Origin of the sequence: Chryseobacterium sp. WX (genome assembly GCF_029542485.1) — a bacterium.
Taxonomy (GTDB): Bacteria; Bacteroidota; Bacteroidia; order Flavobacteriales; family Weeksellaceae; genus Chryseobacterium; species Chryseobacterium cucumeris.
Genome location: NZ_CP120710.1, coordinates 5,082,246 through 5,101,067 on the forward strand (window position 1 = coordinate 5,082,246; position 18,822 = coordinate 5,101,067).

General features: G+C 36.2%; 14 protein-coding genes and 1 pseudogene. 5 read left to right on the forward strand and 10 right to left on the reverse strand.

The features are described from left to right. Positions 1–5 precede the first annotated feature (5 nt). The 3 genes from PZ898_RS23375 to PZ898_RS23385 all read right to left on the reverse strand — a co-directional run bounded on the left by PZ898_RS23375 (position 6) and on the right by PZ898_RS23385 (position 4,478). A complete protein-coding gene (locus PZ898_RS23375) occupies positions 6–2,744 on the reverse strand; it encodes a SusC/RagA family TonB-linked outer membrane protein (RefSeq protein WP_277694372.1) in 2,739 nt (912 codons plus the stop codon). 280 nt (positions 2,745–3,024) lie between these two features. After that, on the reverse strand, positions 3,025–3,753 hold the full coding sequence (locus tag PZ898_RS23380; protein ID WP_123278072.1) for a ZIP family metal transporter: 729 nt from the start codon (positions 3,751–3,753) through the stop codon (positions 3,025–3,027). Continuing rightward, positions 3,753–4,478 carry a class I SAM-dependent methyltransferase gene (locus tag PZ898_RS23385; RefSeq protein ID WP_062671183.1) on the reverse strand — a complete coding sequence of 242 codons (726 nt, stop codon included), beginning with the start codon at positions 4,476–4,478 and terminating at the stop codon, positions 3,753–3,755. The genes PZ898_RS23380 and PZ898_RS23385 overlap by 1 nt, the downstream gene beginning before the upstream one ends. Positions 4,479–4,615: 137 nt before the next feature. Between PZ898_RS23385 and PZ898_RS23390 the strand changes: the two genes are divergently transcribed. The 3 genes and pseudogenes from PZ898_RS23390 to PZ898_RS23400 all read left to right on the forward strand — a co-directional run. Further along, complete coding sequence (locus PZ898_RS23390) at positions 4,616–5,782, forward strand: THUMP domain-containing protein (protein ID WP_062671180.1); 1,167 nt, start codon at positions 4,616–4,618, stop codon at positions 5,780–5,782. Positions 5,783–5,801: 19 nt separating this feature from the next. Then, positions 5,802–6,224 carry a branched-chain amino acid ABC transporter substrate-binding protein gene (locus PZ898_RS23395; RefSeq protein ID WP_277694373.1) on the forward strand — a complete coding sequence of 141 codons (423 nt, stop codon included), beginning with the start codon at positions 5,802–5,804 and terminating at the stop codon, positions 6,222–6,224. Positions 6,225–6,268: 44 nt separating this feature from the next. Continuing rightward, positions 6,269–6,421: pseudogene (locus PZ898_RS23400) on the forward strand (class I SAM-dependent RNA methyltransferase); the annotation flags it as partial. Between the two features lie 257 nt (positions 6,422–6,678). Here PZ898_RS23400 and PZ898_RS23405 read toward each other — a convergent pair. Together PZ898_RS23405 and PZ898_RS23410 are read right to left on the reverse strand one after the other, a co-directional pair. Next, positions 6,679–7,485: an AraC family transcriptional regulator gene (locus tag PZ898_RS23405; protein ID WP_277694374.1), complete on the reverse strand. Its 807-nt coding sequence runs from the start codon at positions 7,483–7,485 to the stop codon at positions 6,679–6,681. Between the two features lie 39 nt (positions 7,486–7,524). Beyond that, a complete protein-coding gene (locus PZ898_RS23410; protein WP_277694375.1) occupies positions 7,525–8,538 on the reverse strand; it encodes an SDR family NAD(P)-dependent oxidoreductase in 1,014 nt (337 codons plus the stop codon). A gap of 208 nt (positions 8,539–8,746) precedes the next feature. Between PZ898_RS23410 and PZ898_RS23415 the strand changes: the two genes are divergently transcribed. After that, on the forward strand, positions 8,747–9,751 hold the full coding sequence (locus tag PZ898_RS23415; RefSeq protein WP_277694376.1) for a glycosyltransferase: 1,005 nt from the start codon (positions 8,747–8,749) through the stop codon (positions 9,749–9,751). 195 nt (positions 9,752–9,946) lie between these two features. On the opposite strand, the gene PZ898_RS23420 is transcribed toward PZ898_RS23415, so the two are convergent. Beyond that, the gene (locus tag PZ898_RS23420; protein ID WP_062671169.1) at positions 9,947–11,176 is read right to left on the reverse strand and encodes an aminotransferase class I/II-fold pyridoxal phosphate-dependent enzyme; all 1,230 of its coding nucleotides are present in this window, start codon (positions 11,174–11,176) and stop codon (positions 9,947–9,949) included. A gap of 157 nt (positions 11,177–11,333) precedes the next feature. Here PZ898_RS23420 and PZ898_RS23425 point away from each other — a divergent pair, with 157 nt between their 5' ends. Continuing rightward, positions 11,334–11,792, forward strand: a complete 459-nt coding sequence (locus PZ898_RS23425) for an Lrp/AsnC family transcriptional regulator (RefSeq protein ID WP_034695278.1) — start codon at positions 11,334–11,336, stop codon at positions 11,790–11,792. A 17-nt stretch (positions 11,793–11,809) separates the two neighbouring features. On the opposite strand, the gene PZ898_RS23430 is transcribed toward PZ898_RS23425, so the two are convergent. The 4 genes from PZ898_RS23430 to PZ898_RS23445 all read right to left on the reverse strand — a co-directional run bounded on the left by PZ898_RS23430 (position 11,810) and on the right by PZ898_RS23445 (position 18,607). Next, complete coding sequence (locus PZ898_RS23430) at positions 11,810–12,895, reverse strand: serine hydrolase (RefSeq protein ID WP_277694377.1); 1,086 nt, start codon at positions 12,893–12,895, stop codon at positions 11,810–11,812. Between the two features lie 201 nt (positions 12,896–13,096). Beyond that, complete coding sequence (locus PZ898_RS23435) at positions 13,097–14,128, reverse strand: bestrophin family ion channel (RefSeq protein WP_062671165.1); 1,032 nt, start codon at positions 14,126–14,128, stop codon at positions 13,097–13,099. Between the two features lie 207 nt (positions 14,129–14,335). Beyond that, positions 14,336–16,408 carry an alpha-ketoacid dehydrogenase subunit alpha/beta gene (locus tag PZ898_RS23440; RefSeq protein WP_062671163.1) on the reverse strand — a complete coding sequence of 691 codons (2,073 nt, stop codon included), beginning with the start codon at positions 16,406–16,408 and terminating at the stop codon, positions 14,336–14,338. A 75-nt stretch (positions 16,409–16,483) separates the two neighbouring features. Next, positions 16,484–18,607: a S8 family peptidase gene (locus PZ898_RS23445; protein WP_277694378.1), complete on the reverse strand. Its 2,124-nt coding sequence runs from the start codon at positions 18,605–18,607 to the stop codon at positions 16,484–16,486. Positions 18,608–18,822 lie beyond the last annotated feature (215 nt).

An 18,822-nucleotide genomic window follows, 5' to 3' on the forward strand; every position in this document is an offset into this window, starting at 1 on the left:
TTTTTTTAAAAAGAAAAGTTTAAGCCTAAGGAAAATCTTCTCGGAATAGGGTAGATAGCTCCTGCATTGCCAGAATAGACGCTTTGATTATCTGCATTACCAACTTCAGGATCCACTCCGGAGAATTTGGTGATGGTAAATAAATTTTCACCCATAATATAAATATTCGCTGATTTTATTTTCATCTTTTCTGTTAGAGATGCAGGCAAAGTATATCCTATTCTCAAGGATCTTAACTTGACAAAGCTGGCATCCTCAAGATACCGTGATGAAGGCTTATTTGTTAATGAATTATTGTTGTATACAGCAGCCGGATGGGTTGCGATATCTCCCGGCTTTTCCCATCTTGTCCATCCATCTTTTAAAACCATCTGGTTGTAATACGGATAGGCACCGTCTGAATCAAATAATTCTCTGTACGAGTTATATACTTGCCCACCCTGAGAGAAATAAAGATTTGCGGCAAGATAGAAATTTTTGATGTTCAGATTAGTACTTACAGAGCCGTAATAATCTGGTGTGGCAGCTCCTACCACTTGTACGGTAGCCAGGTTGTATTTTGAGGTCGCACTTCTGCTTCCATCCGGATTAATGATCTCCCATTGTGCTTCACCATTTTCCGGATTTACACCCAGCCACTTTCTCATATAGAAAGAGTTAACGTCATATCCTTGTATAGCTACATGATAATTGTCCAAGACCTGTGTGCCGTTATTACGGGTTGAAAGGACATTGTTTTTATAGGTGCTGATATTAAACCCCAGATCCCAGTTGATATCTTCTGAGCGGATAATGGAATAATTTACATTGAACTCCCAGCCTTTGTTTCTGACGTCACCGATATTCACATACTGTCTGTCAACTCCTGTCAATGATGGCAGAGGGACAAGCATCAGCAGGTTTTTTGTTTTATTATTAAAATAATCAATATTTAAAGTAAGTCTGTTATTAAATGCCTTGATATCGGTACCAATATTATTCTGATAGATTGATTCCCAGGTTAACGCAGGGTTTCCGAGCTGATACCATGTTGCTCCTATTTGTCCATCATATTTTTCTGTAAGTCTATATAGGTCTTGCCATCCGTAATCCGGACCGGGTGTATTTCCCACAAGTCCTCTGCTTGCCCGTAATTTCCATTCGTTAACAGGTTTTATTTTGAAGAAATTTTCTTTATGGATATTCCATCCCACACTATACGCATAAAATAAGCCGTTTCTGTTGTTGGCACCGAATGCAGAAGATGATTCGCTTCTTAAAGACCCTTGGATAAAATATTTTTTATCATATACATATTCTGTGTTAAATAGGAATGCATTATAAGCGCGGTCAAACTTTCTTCCTGTTGGCTTTTGTCCTGTAGAAGCACCGGTATTAAAAATATCTGTACCGGGTACTACGCCATAAACACCAGCTCTTGATGACTTATAGAATCTGTCGGTATATTCATATGCAGCTAATGCGTTGATGTTATGATTTCCAAAATCTTTGTCAAATCTCAGCATCTGGTTGAAAAATTTGCTGATGTCTTTTTGATAGTTTTCTGTTAATTCCCCTTTATTACTTGTTCCACTGATCGATCTGGGATCGGTATAGTACATATCATCATAGTTTTTGTAGGTAACATTGTTAGTGGTAATGAATTTAAGATAATCAGTAAATCTGACTTCAGCATCCAGATTTCCTATGAGATCCAGCTGATTACTTTTACCATAGTTCCATTGAAGGTCATAAAGGTAACTGCTTTTATCCCTTCCGTACCAATCTGCGTAATCCTCATCCACCCTGATCAGATTTCCATTGGCATCTCTGGGGTTGTCCCATGGCATATTAAGGTACATCTGATAAAGGGAAGCCTGAGTATCTTTTCCCGTGGTGTATGATAAACTGACTTTGGGTTTCACTATCAACCAAGGCTTTATAGTCTGTTCATGATTGATTCTGAATGATAGCCTGTTGTATTCATCTCCTTTTATTGTTCCGGTTTCATTATAATAATTTCCTGAAATATAGGTTTTGGAATGGTCTGAGCCACCTCTGAAATCAATAGTGTAATTTTGTACAACTCCTGTTTGTGTACCGCCTTTCAGCCAGTTGTAGCCATCGTTTCTAAGGGTTTTAGGGATTTCAGGTGCTCCTTTTAATGAGGTGAAATAATCATACAACTGCGTTCCGTTCATAAGCTTGAAGCGCCCGTTGTTAAACACATTAAAAGAATTATTAAGAGATGCAATTAATATTCCTTTCCCTGAATTTCCTGATTTGGTAAACACCTGTACAATACCATTGGCAGCTCGGGAACCATACAAGGCTGTAGAAGCAGCATCTTTCAGGATGTTGATGCTTTCTATCTGATTGGGATCCAGATTGGGAGCATAGGGCATTACTACGCCATCCACCACCCAAAGGGCAGAACTGGGACCATTGATAGTAGAAGTACCCCTGATTTTTACAGTGGCTACAGAACCTGCAGAACCTCCACCGGGTAAGATTTGAACTCCGGCGGCTTTTCCCTGCAGAAGACCGGATACGCTTGGGGTATTGGAATCCTGAAGTTTTTTGTCAGAAATAACAGAAACGGCAGCTGTAAGGCTGGATCTTTTCTGTGCCTTGTAGCCGATAATTACAATGTCATCAATTTTTTTTTCTTCTAAAGAATCTGTTTTCTTTGTGGTCTGGGCTGCTATAAAACCTGTCATTAAAAAAAAACAGACTGATGTCGTTAATTTCTTTTGTTTTTTCATACAATTTTTAGATGATGGTAATGTCGCTAATGTACAAAAAACAATGTATAGGTGTTATATGTGTGTTAAAAAATGTTAAAAATTGTGTTTTATTTTGTTTTAAAGTGTAAATATTTAATTTTTATTTATTCTTTCGTGTAAAATATTTTTAAAAAAACAAATTTTAACTGATGAGTCTAAAGAGGAATGAGTATAGATTAAGGATAATGATCATGAAAAATGTGGATCATTACTAGAAATATAATAAAAAAAGCTCTGGATTTCAGAGCTTTTTTTATATTTAATGAGAATGAGCAGTGGGATGTTGATGGAAAACATGCATCATCAATGCAAGTGAAACTCCTAAAACAACCAGCCCTATTTTTACCCAATCGATATTGTGATTTTTATTGCTTTCAAAAATAATTACGGATGAAATATGGAGGAAAATTCCGCCTACGATCGCCAGAAAATAAGGTTGAAGATCAGGATTGAAATAATTACCTAACAACATTCCCATGGGAGAAGCCAATGCAAATAAGGCTACAATGAGAATAGAAGGATAAGATGAAGAACTTTTAGATTCTCCCTTTCTGTTAAATAAAAATGCTCCCAGAATAAATGAAATAGGGAGATTATGAAATACAATTCCCCAAAGATAAGGCGACATTTCGTGTTGCTCGTTAGCCAAAGGAATCCCCTCAATAAAAGCATGGATAAATAATCCTACCATTAAAGCAACAGGAAGAATATTGTGTTCGCTATGATGATGGAAGTGCCCGTGTTCAAAACCTTTGGTAAGAGCTTCCAGGATCATCTGCAGCAGAACTCCCGCGATTACGAATATCCCAAGGCTGCTGCTTCCGGAAGAGGTATAAACCTGCGGAAACACTTCATTAAGACAGATTGTAATCAAAAAACCGGCACTTAATATCAGTAGATTTTTAGCCAGTTTCTCTTTTTTACCAAAGTGTTTTCCCAGAAATACTCCTGTTACGACACTTAAAATCAGTAAAAGTACTGTTGTCATTATTTTTTCTTAAATAAATTGATGCATCGCGGGGAATTTTCTTTCTTAAATTCATTCAGCTGATAATCTCCCCAGATTTTTATTCTTTCAAACCCACATTCAGAAGCATAGGCATGAATGGCTTCCAGAGTATGAAGTTTTACTTTCTCAAAGAAATGAAACGGTTTACCATCGGCTTCAAAACGGATGTCTTTGATGACGTGTCTGCCTTCGATTTTCTTTAGGATTCTGAACTCAATATTCCCTCTCGTGATCGTTGTTTCAGGAACTAAGGTATTTCTTACAAATTCCTCATTCAGATAGTCCAGAACAAAATATCCTCCTGGTTTTAAAGCATTGTAAACTGATTGGAATACTTTTTTATCATCGCTCTCATTGTCAAAATACCCAAAACTTGTAAATAAATTGAATACAGCATCCATTGGATCTGCATCAATAGGATTTCTCATATCATGAACTTCAAAAAGTAAAGTTTGATTTTCGTACTGTTTGTCAGATTCAATACTTTGTCTTGAAAGATCAAGTCCCAAAACATCATATCCTAATTTATTAAGGAAAACAGAGTGTCTTCCCTTTCCACAGGCAAGATCTATGATTTTCGACTGAGGCGGCAACTGAAGGTCCGCTGTGAGCTTTGTAATGAAGTTTTCTGCTTCAGTATAGTCTCTGTTGCTATAAAGCAAATGATAATAAGGGGTATCAAACCAAGATTCAAACCATTCCATAATGCAAAAATAACTAAATTTGTGCGGTTAAAAGCAAAGTATTTTACAACATTAAGAGATTGAAAAATTCAATTGGACAAGAAGTTGAATAGTTAATCTTTTAATTTTTAAAGCTTTAAATCTTTTAATTCAAACTTATGGATACAGAAAATATTAAAATACAGATAAAAACATTCTTCGGATTGGAGCAGATTCTGGCAGAAGAAATCAAAAAATTGGGTGGAAGAAATGTTGAAATTAAAAACAGAGCGGTAAACTGTGAAGGAGATCTTGGTTTTCTTTATAAAATCAATTACTCTGCGAGAACAGCATTGAAAATTCTGGTGCCGATTCATGAATTCAAAGCTTTTAATCAGCATCAGTTTTATGATAGATTGTTTAAATTTGAATGGGAGAATTTTATGGATGTTGACCAGTCTTTCTCTATTGATGCCACTGTAAACTCTGAAACCTTCAAGCATTCTCAGTTTGTGACTTTGAAAATGAAGGATGCTATTGTGGATTATTTCCAGGAAAAATTTAAAAGACGTCCTAATGTAGAAACGAGAAATCCGGATATCAAATTCCATCTTCACATAGACAGAGAATTGGTAATGATTTCAATGGATTCTTCAGGAGATCCTTTGTTTAAAAGAGGATACAGAAGAGAACAGGGAGAGGCTCCTATCAACGAAGTCTTGGCAAGCGGAATGCTTCAGCTGGCAGGCTGGGATGGAAAAGGAAATTTCCTTGATCCTATGTGTGGTTCCGGAACATTATTAATTGAAGCAGCAATGATTGCGATGGACCTTCCGGCTCAGATTTTCAGAAAGAGATTCGGATTCCAGAACTGGAATAACTATGATGCAGACTTATTTGCAAAAATTAAAGAATTCAGAATTAACAGAGTAAGGCAATTTGATGGAAAAATTGTTGGATATGACATTGATGCAAGAATGCTGAATGCTGCAAGAATGAATGTAGAGGCTGCAGAAATGGATGATGTTATTGAGATTAAAAAACAGAACTTCTTTGATTCTAAAAAAGAACTTTTTCCATTATTAATGGTATTCAATCCTCCATACGATGAGAGAATTTCTATTAATGATGATGATTTTTACAAGAAAATCGGAGATACTTTTAAAACGCATTACCCGAATACACTAGCCTGGTTAATCTCTTCCGATCTTGAAGCGGTGAAGAAAATCGGTTTACGTCCTTCAAGAAAGATCAAACTTTTCAACGGAAAACTGGAAACGAGATTTTTACAATATGAAATGTATGAAGGAACGAAGAAAGTACATAAACTGGAGGAGAATAAGTAGGATTTAAAATAATAAACTGATGTTATTAGATCTATTGGGAATAATTGTAGACGCGTTGGGATTGTTTAGCTCGGGCTCAGGCTCGTTAAGTTCAACCTCTGACAGAAAGAGTCTTAATTATGATGAAAAACCTAGAAAAAAGGAATCAAAAAGATCTAAATATTTTACTGAGAAAGTAAGTGCTGTAGCTTTGGTATTAGCGGCATTTGGTTTTTTTATGGTTTTTAAAGATCCTTTACCGGTACAAAATTATACACAAACCTTAATAGTAGCTTCTTTAATAGGAATCGGTATTTCGCTGTTAGTGTTTTTTGTGCTCTATATTTTGGAACTTTATTACTTTAAAACCCCGTTCAAATTGCTTCTTTTCAGTTGTTCAGTGATTACTTTTTTTATTTCTGCAGTATTGTGTGCTTACTTTAAGTCAAGATGGTTTATATAACAGAACGAATCAGGTTTAGTAAAATATATAGACCATATAGCCGGCTGATGTTCCAAGACTTTGAAACAGTGAAGAAAATCGATTGACGTCCTTCAAGAAAGATCAGACTTTTCAACGGAAAGGTGGAAACGAGATTTTTACAATATGAAATGTATGAAGGAACGAAGAAAGTATATAAGTTGGAGGAGAATAAGTAGGATTTAAAATAATAAACTAATGTCCTGGAATTTTTTTGACATATTTGATGTAGTTTTTGATTTATTCGGTCTGTTGGGTTCTGGATCAAAATCGTCACGTTCAAAATCATCTTCAAAACCTGAAAGAAAAGCTTTAAATCATAATGTAATATCTCAGAAGAAGGATTCAAAAGATCCGGATAGCTTACCAAAATAATATTCCAGTAGTAATTAAAATAAAAAATAGGTTGTACTCACCTAGTACAACCTATTTTGTTTTATCTTGTCAGTGAAGGCGCAAAGCCATACTGTTTTTTAAAGGCATGTGAAAAATGGGAAAGGTCTTCAAAACCTACTTCCAGAAAAACATCGGAAGGTTTTTTATTCTTTTCTGATAAATGATAATAGGCCAGTTCAAGACGTTTTTGAGTAAGCCATCGCTGCGGAGTTGTTTGAAAAATCTTTCTGAAATCACGGTTAAAAGTTGATAAACTCCTTCCTGTCAGATATCCGAATCGTTCCAATGGCATATTGAACATATAATTCTTCTCCATAAAGTTAATCAGATCTACTTTTCCAGGTTCCTCAAAATCTGCAAGTAAAGTATCGATATCCGGATCAATTTCCCTTACAATACTGATGGCTTCAGTGATTTTTAGATGGGCGATATTTTCAGGAAGTGAGCCTTCAATCTCAAAGTAAGGAATCAGGGAAGCAAGACAGCTGTTCAGAAGCGGATGGCTGCTGAAACTGTAAATGCTGGATTCCCGATGTCCGTTTTTCCTTTCATAATCAACAGAGCTATAAAAATTCTTCAGCCGTTCTGTGGTAAGATGCATTACTACAGCTTTATGTGGAAGCCCATCCTTGGGATAATTGATAATCGTAGCAAGATGATTTCTAGGAATCAGAAAAATATCTCCTGCTTTGAACAGATAGGTTTTGTCTGCCTGAATAATTTTCGTTTCTCCTGATATGAACCATACCAGCATATGATATTCAAAAACCGTTTCCGTTTTGAACAGCTTGTCGTCATAACTGGAAATTTTGATATCCGGAGTGAGGTATTGTATCTGGAAATCCATTGTCAAAAGTTTTTCATTACAAATGTATTTAAAAAACAGTTATTTGGTATCAAATTTAAACCCCAGCATTTCTTCGCTTAATTTCCATAAACGCTCAGCATTGTTTTTATCAACAGAGTAGGGCTGTACTCCTCGAATGGTTGCCGGTTCATCAAATCTATGCTCAATTTGCCCTTCGTCTATTTCAGCAATATCACAGTTTTCGCAATAAACTCCACCTATTTCATTCAGTTGAGGGCTTACAGCACACCAGATTGTTGTTGCAGCACCTTGCGGGATAGTTTTTAATCGTGCCTCCACCTCGGGTTTGATATTTCCATTTTCATCATGCGTTCCAAGCTGTTTAAAAAGTTCAACAGGTTCTTCTCTGCCCAGATCAGTTCCATATACAGAACCAGGATGAAGTGAATACGCTCTAATATTGAATTCTTTTCCTCTTTCATCGAGTTTTACAGCAAACAGATTGCAAGCTGTTTTGGATTGTCCATATCCGGAAAGGGTATCGTAATCTCTTTTTTCAAAATTAGGATCTTCAAAATTAAAAGGTGCCATCTGGTGCCCATAAGAAGAAACGCTGATAACCCTTGCACCATTTGCTTTTTTAAGAGCGGGCCATAATTTTGAAGTAAGATGAAACTGTCCAAGATAGTTGGTTGCCAGTTGGGATTCAAAACCTCTGCTGTCTCTGCGGAGTGGTACCCACATGATTCCTGCATTATTAATGAGAAGATCCAGGCTTCTGTCTGATGCTATAAATCTTTCTGCAAAGGCATCAATAGAGGCAGGATCCATTAAATCCATTTTTTCAAGTTCAAAATTTTCTAGTCCTGTAAGGTTTTTTCCTGCTTTTTCGATATCTCTTGCGGGAATAATAACATGCGCTCCGGCTGAAGTAAGAACTTTGGTAGTTTCAAGTCCAATTCCTGCATAACCACCGGTAATGATGACTGTTTTTCCTGTAAGATCTATTCCTTTGATAACTTCCTGAGCTGTAGAAGATGCATCAAAACCTGATTGAATAGGTTGTTGTAATGTGCTGATCATTGTTTCCATTTTTTATTGGTTTAAATTTCTATAGCAAAATTAGGAGGGATTTTTCGTGTTTATTTTGTTTAAAATGTCAAATTACTTGGCTTAGAATTTCATTTGTAATCTCCATGTAGTAAGGCAGATAAAATTCTCTATCGTTAATTTATCTGAATAAGCTGTTAAACTGTTTGTAGGTTGTTCTGCGAATAAGTAATTTTGAAAAATTTTCAATTTGAAGCCTACTATTTCTATTGTCGTTGCCATTTACAACCGAAAAGATGAACTTTTCGAGTTGCTGACCTCTCTTACTCAGCAGACAGATAAGGAGTTTGAGATCATTATTGTGGATGATGGTTCTTTAATCGATCTAAAACCTACCATTGAAAATTTTGATGGAATCCTGGATATTAAATATTTCAGAAAAGATAACTCAGGACCGGGACTGACAAGAAATTATGGGGCAGCAAGAGCCGCTAACGAATGGCTGGTATTTGTAGACAGTGATGTCATCGTTGAAAAAGATTATATCGAACATATTAAAAAGGATATTCAGGCTATTCCTTGTGATGCGTTTGGAGGAGCTGACAAAGCGCATAAAGGATTTAATCTGATGCAGAAGGCTATTTCGTATTCTATGACTTCTGTCTTTACAACCGGAGGAATCAGAGGAAGTAAGAAAGCCGTTTCAAAATTTCAACCAAGGAGTTTTAATATGGGCGTGAAAAAGACTGTTTTTGAAAAAGTAGGCGGATTTTCAGAAATGAGGATAGGTGAGGATCCGGATCTTTCCATGACTCTTTGGGAAAATGGCTTTAACACTGCTTTTTTTGATGATATCGCAGTATATCACAAGCGTAGGGTTGATTTTGGGAAATTCTCCAAGCAGGTTTACCAATTTGGCTGTGCAAGGCCGATTCTTAATCAGAGGCATCCGAACTATGTAAAGATTTCCTTTGCATTTCCTACCTTATTTATGCTGGGATATATAATGGGCTTTCTGGAGTATTTTGTGATGGGCAGAGGATTTATCCTTGCTTTCTACGGATTGTATACCTTTTTGGTGCTGTTTCATGCCTTATTGTTGACTAAAAATATCAGCATTGCCGGAATGGCAGTTATTTCTACCTATATTCAGATGTTTTCTTACGGGTATGGTTTCCTGAAATCATGGATTTTATTGAATGTTTTCCGAATGAAGCCTGAGGAGGCTTTTCCGCATCACTATTATAAGAAATAGCAGGGATAATTATTATAAACGAATTTTAATAGGAATGGGCTTTAGCCCATTCATCAAATAAATAAAATCTTTCAATGGCTTTAGCCTAAACCTATAAAAGATTACAAACAACATTTGTTAATCAATATCAAAACAGGTAAGTAGATAAATAAAAAAGGCTGTTTCTCGCAAATGAAACAGCCTTTTACAATAAATTTAGGAAATGGAAATGTTTTCATGGTGGTTAAGAACTCCTACTTTCAACATACATTCCTTCATTTTTTGGTAAGTTCTTTTGATATCGTGGTCAAGACCGATGGAGAATCTGATCAGTCCGTCTGAAATCCCTATGGAAGCTCTTTCTTCTTCAGGGATTTCAGATGAGGTAGATTTTCCTGAGCAAGAGAATAGGGTTTTATAGAATCCTAAACTCACGGCAAGATACCCCAGATTTTCTGTCTGCATCAGTTCCATCAGTTCGTTTGCTTTTTCTGTTGTTCCGGCGTCCAGAGTCAGTAATCCTCCGTATCCGTATTCTTCATGAATCATACTTTTCATTAATTCATGGTTTTTGTGGGATGGTAAGCCCGGATAAGATACTTTTAAGCCATCTTTTTCAAACCTCTCAGCCAGATACATGGCATTGTGGCTGTGCTGTTTGATTCTGATGTGTAATGTTCTCAGGTTTTTTAATATGCTTGAAGATCTTAAACTGTCCATCGTTGGACCAAGAAGCATACACGCACCGGAATTTACATTTTTGGTGTCATCAATAAATGACTGAGTTGCACAATATACTCCTCCTACCGTATCACTGCTTCCGTTGATGAACTTTGTCAAACTGTGAATTACTACATCAGCCCCGAATAATGTCGGAGAGATAGAAAGAGGAGAGAAGGTATTATCTACAATCAGCTTCAGATTGTGTTTTTTACAGATTTCGGAAAGTTTTCTAAGGTCTGCTACTTCAAGCAGCGGATTGCTTACACTTTCGCAATAAATGACTTTAGTATCTGGAGTGATAGCTTTTTCTATAGATTCAAAATTATTGATATCTACAAAAGTGGTCGCTACATTGAATTGAGGGAAGAAATTTTTAAGAAAAGCATAAGTTCCTCCGTAGATCGTTCGGCTTGAAATAATATGGTCTCCACTTTTGCACACCTGCATCAAAACAGAAGTAATCGCTCCCATTCCGGATGCTGTAACGTTGGCGGATTCTGTGTTTTCCATCTTGGCAAGAGCCTGCGCCAGATAAAGATTCATTGGCGATGAATGTCTGGAATACAGATAGCATCCTTCCGCATTTCCTTCGAAAGTATCAAACATTGTCTTTGCAGAAAGGAAGGTATAGGTAGAGCTGTCAGAGATAGAAGGATTCACTCCCCCGAATTCACCAAAATACTGAAGATCCTGGATCTCATTGGCTGCGTTAAAGTTTTCCATAAATATTGTTTTTATTTTATCGTTCCAATTTGCATTAATTTCCTAATAATTACAATGTAAAATTGAATTTGTAGAATATAAAACTGTAAAATATTGTTTATTTAGAAAAAATATTTAGTATCTTCGATATTATTAAATTTTTACCAAAAAAATATCTATGGAACTTGACGAAACAGATAAGAAACTGTTACTTTTTTTACAGGAAGATTGTAAGCAAACCACCAAAGAGCTGTCCGGCAAGCTTGGATTGTCTGTTACAGCAATTTATGAGCGTGTAAAAAAGCTTGAAAATGCAGGTGTTATTTCAAAATATGTAGCCTTGCTGGACAAGAGTAAAGTTAAGAAAAATTTTATCGTGTTGTGTCATGTAAAACTAAGTCAGCACAAAAAAGAATTTGTACTGCAGTTTGAAAAGGAAGTGATGGATCTTCAGGAAGTAACAGAATGCTTTCATGTAAGCGGAGATTATGACTATATTCTTAAAATAGGAGTGAAAGATATTGAAGATTACCGCAGTTTTATGTTAACGAAACTTACAACGCTCCAACACATTGCAAGTACGCACAGTTCTTTTATGATTTCCGAAGTGAAAAATACGACGGCAATCATATTATAGATAAATTTCCCATTCAGTTATTGGTCTGCTTTGGTTATTTTATCAATAAAATAATGGAGTCTTTTAATCTCTGTTCTGCCTTTATTTTTATCATTCAGAAAGCAAGTGGTTACAATGACCATTTTTAAATCAGGAATGACACAGATAAGCTGTCCGCCATATCCGGTTGCAACGAAAGCCTGGTGCCCATTGGTTTTTCTTCGCCACCAGTAATAGCCGTAACCGTTGGCATTCGGCATGACATCCCAGGTATCGAGTTGTACCTGTTCAGAAGTAGATTCCTGAATCCATTTTGAAGAGACGATTTGTTTGCCGCTAAATTTTCCGTTGTTCAGGATCATTGTACCAAACTTCAGCATGTCTTCAGGTTTCATAAACATTTCCGAACCTGCAATATTCCTGTTCATGGAGTCTGTATCCCATCGTGGAGTATTCATTTTTAACGGCCTGAAAAGATTTTCTGTAGCGAACTGTTTCAGATTAGTCTTTACGATTTTAGCTAATGCCGCACCGAAAAGATGGGTTTCACCACTATTATAATTGAAGACTGTCCCCGGATATTCTTCAAAAGGAAGATCCAGTACAAACTTTACAGGATCACCGGAAAATGACATAGCTGTTGAAATTTTTGAATTTTCAACCCAGTCAAAACCACCCTGCATGGTCAATAGATTTTTTAACGTTAATGTATTTCTGATGGAATCATGAGCTACTTTTCCTTCAATATTGGAAATGTTTTTGAAACTGCTTCTCGATATATTGTATTCCGGAAGAATTTTTAAAACCGGAGTATTGAGGTTGGGAAGTATGTTTTTATCCTGTGCGATACCTGCCAGCACAGAAACGATACTTTTGGTAACAGATTTTATACTGAAAATAGTCTCTTTATTGGCACCATGGAAATACTGCTCATAAATTACCTTATTATTTTGTGAAACAATGAAAGATCCCAAAGAAGAAATGCTGTCATTAATTTCTTTGGTAAATCCGTCCGTAAACTCTTTGGGTAACTCTTTGTTGAAAGCTGCCTGTGATTTCACTTTAGGGGAGAATAAGGCAAGACATAACATTGTGATAGCCTGCAGAAGTTGGTTGGATTTCATTGTTTACAAAAGGAAGGATAAAATTATTAGTTGATGGAAAAAGTAAAAGCTAAATCAATTCGGATGAATCAATATAGCTTATGCTTTCAATGCTTCTAAATTATGAAAAACAATGAACTTTTTTGAATACTTTTTAGAGAATATTTTAAAGTTTTACAATGATTTTGATATAAAGTTTAGGTCTTCAAGATAACTAAGAAATTATACCAACACTCCATTTTTAGAAGAAATAGGATCCGGAAGGTCTGTTTCTCCGCTCATCTGAAGAAGGTCTATTTCAATCGTTCTGCAGATTGAAAGCATCGGAACATCAAACATTAATCCTGCAAAAGGATTTTCAGAATAATCTCCTACCAGTTCCATAATGATATAAATCCATCCGATAATGATACAGAAAGGAATAGAAGTCCAGATTCCCCAGTCGCCAAGCTTTGCAAACTCATTCACTAATCCTAGTGGAAGAAGCATGATAAAGAGAATATTGAAAACAAAGGCTGTGCTGGCAAACTGTCTTGGAGAAGGAAATTTCTTGATTCTTTCTGCCTGTCCCTGAAAATTGTAGAATTCATTCAGTGCGTTCTGAAGCTGTGTCTGATTGAAATCTGTGATAGCATTCATGTTTTTCAGCTCATTGATATCTTTTGCCTGTTGGGCAACCAGATAGGTGGCGAAGTTTTTATAATCGTTTTTGAGTTCGTATTCTTCTTCCGAAAGGTATTTGTGCAGGAAAATAGGAGCTCTTCCGTAGTCAGGAAAACCGGCTTTTATTAACCTGTTTCTTCTCAGGTTGATATTCCCGAATTTATTATTTTCTGTGCTGATATGCTCCCATTCTGTAGGAATCAAAAGTTGTTCCCGGAAAGTATATAACCATGCTATGTGACGGTAGACGATTCTTTTTTTACGGTCTTCAAGATCAAAAACTCCAATTTCTTCATTTTTAGTATCGAAGGCATATACCATAGAGGCAAATGAACGGCTGGAATTCACAATTCCACCCCAGATTTTTCTGGCTTCCCAAAGTCTGTCATACGCCTGATTGTTTTTAAAACCTACAAGGAATGCTTCTGCCGTACCAATTAAAGCTACAGGAACCCATGGAATCGTCATCCACTGCCAGTTGAAAAAATAGAACAGGACAGCGATCAGAGTACACCAGATTGAAATCAGTATAAGATGAAAACCCGATAAATTGAGAACCTGTTTATAATTGACGTATTTTGTAGTGATCATAAAAATGGATGTGTTTTGCGTGTATAGACAAAATAAATACCAAACTGGGATTAATTGTATTTTGTAGTAACTCTCAGATAATGGATAATTGTGTTTTCTTGGTTGATAATAGATTAGAATTGAGATTGATAATCTTAAATAAAAGTAGTGAAAAAAATGCATAAAAAAACCTCTAAATATTTTTAGAGGTTTTAAGTTTATATAAAATTAATATTTCAGCATTTCTTCGATCTTACTGCTGAGCTTTTCAGCATTTGGGAGCATCTCTTTTTCCAGCACAAGATTGATCGGAACAGCAGGTACATCCAGTGATCCCATCGTCTCTACCGGAGCATCAAGATACTTGAAGCAGTTTTTAGAAATACGGTGCGCAAAAGCTTCTGCAAAAGAGTTGTTGAGTTGCTCTTCTGTAAGAACGATACATTTTCCGTGCGCTTTTACTCTTTCAAAAACAAGTTCTTCATCCAGAGGAATTAATGTTCTTAAATCAATTACTTCAACTCTTCCATTGAAGTTTTTGGCTGCTTCTTTAGCCCAGTAAACTCCCATACCGTAAGTAACCACTAATAAAGTTCTGCCTTTTTCAGTTTCATCTTTATCAGCTTCAATGATCACTTTACCTTTTCCGAATGGAAGAACATAATCTTCAGCAGGTTCTATCGTTTTAGCATCTTCAGTTCCCGGAACTTTACTCCAGTATAATCCTTTATGTTCCAGCATTACTACAGGGTTCGGATCATAATATGCTGCTTTTAATAATCCTTTAAAATCGGCAGCGTTACTTGGGTATGCTATTTTGATTCCTTTGATATTGGCTAAGATACTTTCAACACTTCCACTGTGGTAAGGACCACCACCTCCATAAGCTCCGATAGGAACACGGATGATATTGCTTACAGGGAATTTTCCACCACTTAAATAATTTGATTTTGAAATTTCCGTAATCAACTGGTTGATTCCCGGATAAATATAATCTGCAAACTGGACCTCAACAATTGGCTTAAGCCCAACAGCACTCATTCCTGCTGTAGATCCAATGATATAAGCTTCCTGGATGGCTGTATTGAATACTCTCTTGCTACCGAATTTTTTTCCTAAAGTAACTGTTTCACGAAAAACTCCACCAATTCTTTCCCCTACATCCTGTCCGTAAAGAAGTGCTTCCGGATGTTTCCACATCAATTCCTGTATTGCGTGGATGGCAGCATCTACCATTACAATCTTTTCTCCATTGGCAGGTTCACGAGTTCCTGTTTCCTCTGTAATTGGAGTAGGAGCGAAAACGTGCTGCATTACGCTTTCAGGCTTTGGATCCTCTGCATTTTTAGCTTTTTCAAAAGCTTCTTCTGCTTCAAGACGCGCCTTTTTAGTGATTTGCTTTAAAAGATCTTCATCAACACCTGTTTCCAGTAAATGTTTTCTAAGGATCTCTCCCGGATCTTTGGCCCTGTGTTTTGTTAAATCTTCTTCGTCTCTATAGAATTCTCTTCTTACTCCTGAAGTGTGATGGCCGATCAATACCGTTTTGGCACAGACAACAAGAGGCTTTCTTTCTGTTCTAACAAAATCTACGGCTTTTTTCATAGCTTCGAAACTTTCCACAAAATCAGTTCCATCTACTCTCATTCTGCTTAATCCGGTAAATCCAGCTACGAAATCATAAGCGTCACAGGTTCTTGCCTCGTCTTTTGTTACGGAAATTCCCCATTCGTTATCCTGAACCAGGAAGATGATAGGAAGCTGGTGTAAAGCTGCAAATTGTAAAGCTTCACTTACTTCACCTTCTGTAACGGAATTGTCTCCAAGGCTGCAAACCACAACAGGATTATTTTCAAATTGCTGAAGGTTGAAATCCTGAATGTATTTGATACCCTGTGCTACTCCTGTCGTAGGAATGGTCTGCATTCCTGTAGCAGAACTCTGATGAACAATTTTTGGTTTGTTTTCATCCCTACTTGAAGGGTGTGAGTAATATGATCTTCCTCCCGAAAAAGGATCATCAGCTTTGGCTAGTAATTGAAGCATTAATTGATAAGGTTCAAAACCAATTCCTAAAAGAATACTTTCGTCTCTGTAATAAGGAGAAACCCAATCTTCTTTCTTTAGTTGATAAGCTGTTGCAAGCTGAATAGCTTCGTGACCTCTGGAAGTACTGTGAACGTATTTGCATACATTTCTGTTTTCTTCGTAGATGTCTGCCATGGCTTTTGCCAGCATCATATGATTATACGCTTTGAGTAATATATCCTGAGAAACTTTTTCGTGAAGTGCATTTTCCATAGGAAGCAAATATACATAAAAAAACAAAATACTAACAACTGTTAGTATTTTGTGTAAAATCTTTGTTGATATAGGTTATTCCTTGATCACTTTTTTAGAAATAACATCTTTGTCTGTTTTTATTTCAATGATGTAAATTCCTTTTGTGTAAGCGGATAAATCTACTGCTTCTTTATCATTGTTAATGATACCTGTCTGTAGTTTTTTACCTGAAAGATCATAAACATTAAAAGTAGACTTTTTAGGCGCTTTTAATATATTGGTAAAGTCTTTTACAACAGTTGGAGCTACTGTTACAGCATCCATTGCGAATCCGGTTTCTTTAGTTCCCAATACTTCAGTAAATCCTGTTACGATAACAGAGTAGTTTTGAGGAGAAGTAACACTTGGAGAAGCGTTATTCTTTAATGTTCCTTTATGAGAAATTTCAATTCTGTAAACAGCTCCTGGTGTCGGAGTATCAATAACTACCTGCTCAACATTGTCCACTGTATTGTCTCCTTTTGTTGCTGGCAACATTGGGTTATTGGCATCCAGTTTCCACGGAAGGTAAGTTGTGTTGTTTGTTGTATTGATAATTTTTACATCTAAATCATTAATTAATCTTGAGGTTCTGTTGTTGTATAGATTATCCCATTGATTCGTAATGTTGGTATACTCTGGATCAATCCAGGATATAGTTACTTTTAAAGGTTCAGTTCCGGATGCTTTAACTGTTTTGCTATTAACTGCACCATTATTTAATGTTTCATCATTAAATATGATGGTGTTGTTGGATTTTCCTACAAGAAGTTCAGCACCTTTTTTGGCATTAATGTATCCCCATCCGTACCATGGATCTGGACCTATCTGACCAGCTTCAAGAGCTGAATGCACCATTAAAGTTTTTGAAGCAGAAGCAATAAGCTGAGCATTGTTGAACAGGGATTTATAAATCTGCATCCAAAGTCCAATAATTCCGGCTACCTGAGGAGCTGCCATTGAGGTTCCACTATTCACCTGCCAGGTTGTACTTCCTGTTGTATTTTCTGCAGTAGATGCCATCCAGACATCGGTGCCCGGAGCGGAAATATCTGGTTTAATACCACCATCATCTCTAGGTCCTGCACTACTATAATCAGACTTTAAAACATCTGTAACGGCACTGTATCTACTGTTATTTGTAGTAATAGGATCTGTTGCTCCAACTACAATAATATTTTTAGCCAATGAGCCATAACCTATACAGTCATAACCTTGTGCACAGTTAGCAGGTGGTTCTGTACCTGTTGCATAGGTAGAATACCCCGATCCATTATAATAATAAGCTGTTGTAGTACTACCTGAATATCCTGGTCCGAATCCGAAATAATTTCCGGCAGATTTCACGATAGTATAAGTTGGGTTATTATAAACGATAGCGTCATAAGATCTGTCGTTTGTATAATAGGTTCCCATTAGATCGTAATTAGTTCCGGAAATATAATTTCCTCCCCAATACCATCCGTTAGCAGGATATCCGTTTGCCGTAGTTTTATAATCCCAGGCAGCATTTATACCATAAGAGTGATTGGATATTTTAGGTTGGGCCAGCAAGATTTTATCAAATACAGTACTTGTAGTTGAGTTACCAGGTAATGTTGTTGTTGCAAATCTGTAAGAATCCATTGTTGAATTTAATGCAATTCCCATTGCATTTCCTGTGACTACAACTCCATTACTTGTGGCTGATAAAGGGGAAGATTTAGCACCAATAATACTTGCTACACCTGTTGAATGGGCACTATAAGCATTAGTGGCTGCTTCTTTGTTGGAAATTCTACCTGCCGCGTTATTAAAAGCGGTATGAGCTTCATAAATTCTTCCTCCATCAAAAATTGCATATACAATTCCTTCACCTTTAAATGATCCGGCTAGACCATTGACACCTCCGGCAGTTGTTAGGGCATCAACATTGTTATTTAAAATTTGAGTTTGATCTTCTGACTGGTAAAAGTTGGGAACATTTCCACTAAACCCGGCCAGATTTTCTCTCATTTCCTGAATTATTTTTTGAGTTTCAGGATTTCTATCACTACCAAATCTTCTAGAAACATAAGAGTCAAACTTTTCATTATTCTCTTTGTTTTGTCTTTCAAATTCTCTCTTTAAACCATCGTTGTTTTGAGCACTTACTAAAGCTATTGCCAATGTGCTGATGAGAAGTAGATGTTTCTTCATTTTAGTTGTTGAAATATTAAAATTGTAATTTGTCAAATATATGGTAAATATTTAGTAATTAATAGTTTTAAATGAATAATTCTAATTTTTTTAATTGTATTTTAATATTTTATTTCAACATTGTTTGAGTTGGTTGTTTTTTTTACAAAACGAAATTGTTTAGCTATTCTGAATATTGTGAGTTTTTGTCATAAACTAATAATTAGAAAAAATGA